The organism is Leptotrichia sp. oral taxon 215 str. W9775, from assembly GCF_000469505.1.
Taxonomy (GTDB): Bacteria; Fusobacteriota; Fusobacteriia; order Fusobacteriales; family Leptotrichiaceae; genus Leptotrichia_A.
Map to the genome: position 1 here is coordinate 8,629 of NZ_KI272832.1, position 4,848 is coordinate 13,476.

Below are 4,848 nucleotides of genomic sequence, written 5' to 3' on the forward strand. Positions count from 1 at the left end.
TAATGCCATCCAAGTTAAAGCAGCTGAATTATGACTCCATGTTATTCCTTGTGGAGAATTCATTATTGCATCTTGATATGGTTTTAAAATATTTCCAGAAACTTCAAAGTATTTTGAAGTTGAATTTTGAGCTGCTTCAACACCATATAGTAACTCTGCTTTTCTTACACTTAAATTTCCTAGTCCATTGATTGGATTAGTTCCTCTTAATGTATCTACATACATTCCTAGATTAGATATTAATGCATCTCCTCTTGTTCCTACTGGTTCAGTAACTTTTTCAACATTTGTTACTGGATTTCCATTTACTGTTATATTTACATCTGTAGTTCCTTTAGGTGATTTTAATGTTACTCCTCCAGCAGTTTTTTCTAATGGTTTTCCACCAGTTGGATCATATTGTCCATCTCTTTCTGCTCCACCACTTACTGTAATGTCTCCATAGTTTACTATTGTTACATTAGTTATTGGTGTATTTACTCTGTATACTGCAAAACCTTCATCAGAGTTTATATTTATTGTTGCTCCTGCTCTATTTATCAATTTAGAGTTATTACTTAAAACAACACCTTTTACACCTTTAGGTGCTCCTATCGTTGTTATAGATCCTTCATTTATTCCTGTTGCTCCATTGTCAAGGTACATTCCTATTGCATTTTCTGCACTAAGAGTTATTGCACCTTTATTTGTTGCAGTAGATAAAGGTCCTGTTGCATACATACCAATACTATCTTTTCCTGTTACATTAATAACCCCTGCAGGTCCGTTAATTATATTTCCTGAATCACTAGATTGATATCCTGCTGCCATACCTATTCCATATTTTTCAGAAGCTGAATCTGAAGCTCCTATTGTTATTGTAGAATTGTTTGTTGCAGTTCCACCAAGAATACTGTAGATTCCTACGTTTCCTATTCCTGTTCCAAAGTTCATTTGTCCGTTATTTGTTACAGTTCCTGCTCCATAAATTCCATAGTTTCCATCACCAGTAGAAGTTAATGTTGTTCCATTTGTTATAGAACCTGCTTTATTATTTGAATATGCATATACTGCATCTTCTCCTAGTGTTACATTAGGTGTATTTGTTGTTAATGTTACTGCTGCTCCATTTTCATTTTGAACAACAAAACCATATGCACTATTTCCTATTTTTACATCAGTTGCATTGCTTGTTATTGTTCCTCCAGCTCCAACATAGTATACTCCAACTGCATCATTTGAACCAGTAGTTCCATTTTCACCAATAGATAATGTTCCACCATTTATTGTAACATTTCCACCTTTTGAATATACCCCTGTTCCTCCAGAACCAACTTTAGTTGTAGAAGTTGCTCCTAAATTAGCATTATATCCATAGATTCCAACTGTCTTGTCTCCACCTTCTATAGTTCCATTATTTTCCAATGTTATTGTATCTTTATCAGTATACATTCCTATATTAGGTGTATTTACATTAGACGAAGAAGCTAATTTTATTGTTCCGTTATTTACTGCTGTGTATGTTCCTGCTCCTGTTGCAAACATTCCTGTTGAATTCTGTCCTTGTAAATCTATTACCCCTGTTGCTGCATTTTCAATAGTCTTAGAAGTATAAGGACTATCAAATGACATTGCTATTACATTATCAGCAGTAGATTCTATTCTACCAGCATTAGTTAATCCTCCAGGTATAGCTGTATTAGTTCCTCTTCCATCAGCATTATCAGGGTCAACTTTATAGTACATTCCTGTCGAATCTTCACCTATTGAAATTACTCCAGTTGAACTATTTGTAGCTTTTGCACCAAGAGTTGCAGTTGCAGGACTACGATCATCTTCAACTATATATATTCCTGTTGATTTTTTCCCTACAGATATTTGACCATCATTGATAATTAATCCTCTTTTAGCATATATACCTGTTGACTCATCTCCAGTTAAATTAATTGATCCAGTTGCTGTATTAGTTAATGTTACTTCACTAGCATCATAACCATTTCCAGCTGTGTCATTTCCATTTTCTTGTGCTATAGCAACCTGTCTATTGTTACTTCCTGTCATAGTGCTTGCATTATCAATAGATGAATTCGCAATTTCTAATTGTGCATAGGCACTATTTGGATCATTTAAATCAACAGCTTGATTTATAGTTAATTTACTTAAATATAACATAAATGTCTTATAGTTAGAGCCAGTTATAGTAGGTGCATTTGTTATTCCAGTCATCAAAGTTGTTGCTGCTGTATCTGATAAATTCATTCCAACATTAGATGCAACAAATAATCTTGAACCTGCTTCCATATTTAATTTCAAATGATTTAATGTACTAGTTCCATTTCCAAAAGTAGTGTTAAAATATGCTTGAATAGCACCTGTATTAAATGCTCCATATCTTGTAGGAGACACATAATAGAAAGCTGTTCCTCTTGTACTTGGAGTAGTTCCACCTTTTATTGTTGCATCAAGTTGTCCACCAAGAATAATCTTTCCTGAATTACTTGTATAGAATAGTAAAGATTTTTGTCCTGTTTCAGTTGTTCCACCACCATTTATATTGATTGTACCGCCTTTAGCAAAGAAGTTTATAGCTCCATCACTTGTTTTTATATTTGCTTTGTTTACAGTTAAATCTCCTGCAGAAAATAGCCCTATTGACTTATCTGTTGTTACATTAGCATCTACATTTGTAGCTGCTCCTGTAAAAGTAGAACCAGAATTTACAACAATTCCATAAGAACCTTTTTCTACATCTTCTTCTGCTCCTGTTGTAGCATTTTTTACTTTTACTGTTGCTGTTCCTGCATAATCAGTACCATTATTGACTGTTATTGTTGAAGGTCCTGATAAAGTCACTGTAGAAATTCCATTTGCAATAATTCCTGTAACAGCATTTCCCGATGCTTTAACATTACCTTTCATAGTTAATGTTTTTGCTGTTCCTGTTGCTGTCATAAGAACTCCTGTAGAGTTATCTCCTGAAACTTCAACTTCTGGTGTCACACCTGTTGCTGTTGTTCCTGTTGCTGTTCCATTTGTGTCTTTTAAGAAAACTCCTATATTATTTGTCAATCCTGTTCCTAAAACTTTTACTGATCCAACATTATCTACAGTTGAGTTTCCTATACCAACTATTCCTGTACCATTTTTAATACTAGTACTACTTATTTTTCCTGTGTTTGCAATTTTAGCACCTTTTGCTAACATACCAATAGCATAGGCACCATCTATAGTTATTTCACCATTATTTATAACTTTAGCATTTGCATCAGTGTCTGCTCTCATTCCTATATTAACAGGTTGTTCTTTTCCAGCTGCCTTTTCTGCAGCTGTTAATTCAGCTATAGTTGAGTTAATATTAATTTTTCCTGTAGCTGTATTTGTGATATCTGAGTTAATATTTACATAAGTTCCTAATGAATTTTTTACATCTGTTATAGTTATATTTCCTTTATTTTGAGCTTTTCCAGCTGATAATTTTACTCCACCACTAACTGAGGCATCTTCCATAATTGCCATAGCTGCTGCATTATCTGCGGTATCTGAACCATCTGGATTTTTTCTCAAAGCTATAGTTGCATCTGTATCATTAATAAAATCAACACTAGCTCCAGTATCTTCTTGAGCAGCAAATTTCATTCCATAACTTTCTGCTCCTGATAGTAATATCTTTCCTTTGTTAATCATTGGTCTATTTGAATTATACGAAGGTAAATAAGTATATAGACCTATTGATCTTTCTCCTCTGAAGTCAATTATTCCATCTGTATCATTTAGTATTTTTCCACCAGCTACATTATCTTCTTGTACTAATGCTATACCTATTTTATATCCAACATAACCATCTGTACTTCTTTTAACTTCATATTTAGCTGTATCTGGTCCTAAAATAGTTAGATATTTTCCTGCTCCAGACCCTGTTGTATCGTAAGGCATATTTTTAATCCAATTATCATCTTTTTCTTCTGCATCTGTTATGGTACCTTGATTTAGCTGAGTTGTACCGTGTCCTTGAGATACTAAACCTAAAGTCAATATTCCACCTAAATTAACTTTATACCCATTAGGAATTTTTATTGTATTTGTTCCTGAGTTATCTGACTCAATGAATCTCGAACCACCTATAAAAAAGTATTGAGTATTTCTATTTAATGTAGGTGTTGCATCTTGAGATGCTAGAATTACTCCACTAAATTCATCACCAAAATTATATGAGTTAAAATATATATCTGTTCCTGCTGCAGTATTTGCACCATGACCTCCATTAATATTAGCTGGAATATCTGTTCCTACAGTGAAATTTCCATCTGTGTCTGTATACATTTTAAAAGCATAGTTTTTCTCTGCACCAGTATTATTAGACCAAGTATAATGTAAAAATGTTTGAACATTTCCTTTTGCTCTATCATTTAACGTAAATGTATTAGCTTGCTCTTGACTTGTACCACACCCAACATTACAGTCAGCTCCTAATACTACAGCAAATGTTGGTGGAACTGGTAAAGCTGGATCCTTTGGTATAACTATTGTTGGATCTATTGGTGCGAATTTTACTGCTTCTGGTAATGTTGGTGTATTTGCAGTTTTAGCAGCAATATTTAAAGGTATCTTGTTTATACTTTTAGGTCTTATTCCAGCACTTACTTGTATTTCAACAGGTGGTTCTGGAACTGGTTTGTTACTTGCAAGTCCATAACCTTTTAATCCATTTTTTGAATTTGTAGCAGCTGATTTAGCATTACTTGTTGCAGATAATAAGATATAGTTAGCACTATTTGTAGGCACATATCTGTTAAATAGATTAGAATCTCTTTCCAATATCCCCTCATAAGGATACTTTTCTTTCTTGTCTCCTCTTCCTTTGTATGTTCC

At 33.6% G+C, this 4,848-nt stretch carries 1 protein-coding gene; it reads right to left on the bottom strand.

Annotation, left to right across the window (positions count from 1 at the left end; translation table 11 throughout):
- Positions 1-4,848 (bottom strand): hypothetical protein (locus HMPREF1984_RS11480; RefSeq protein ID WP_021766352.1); only part of this gene is annotated, 4,848 nt, incomplete at both ends.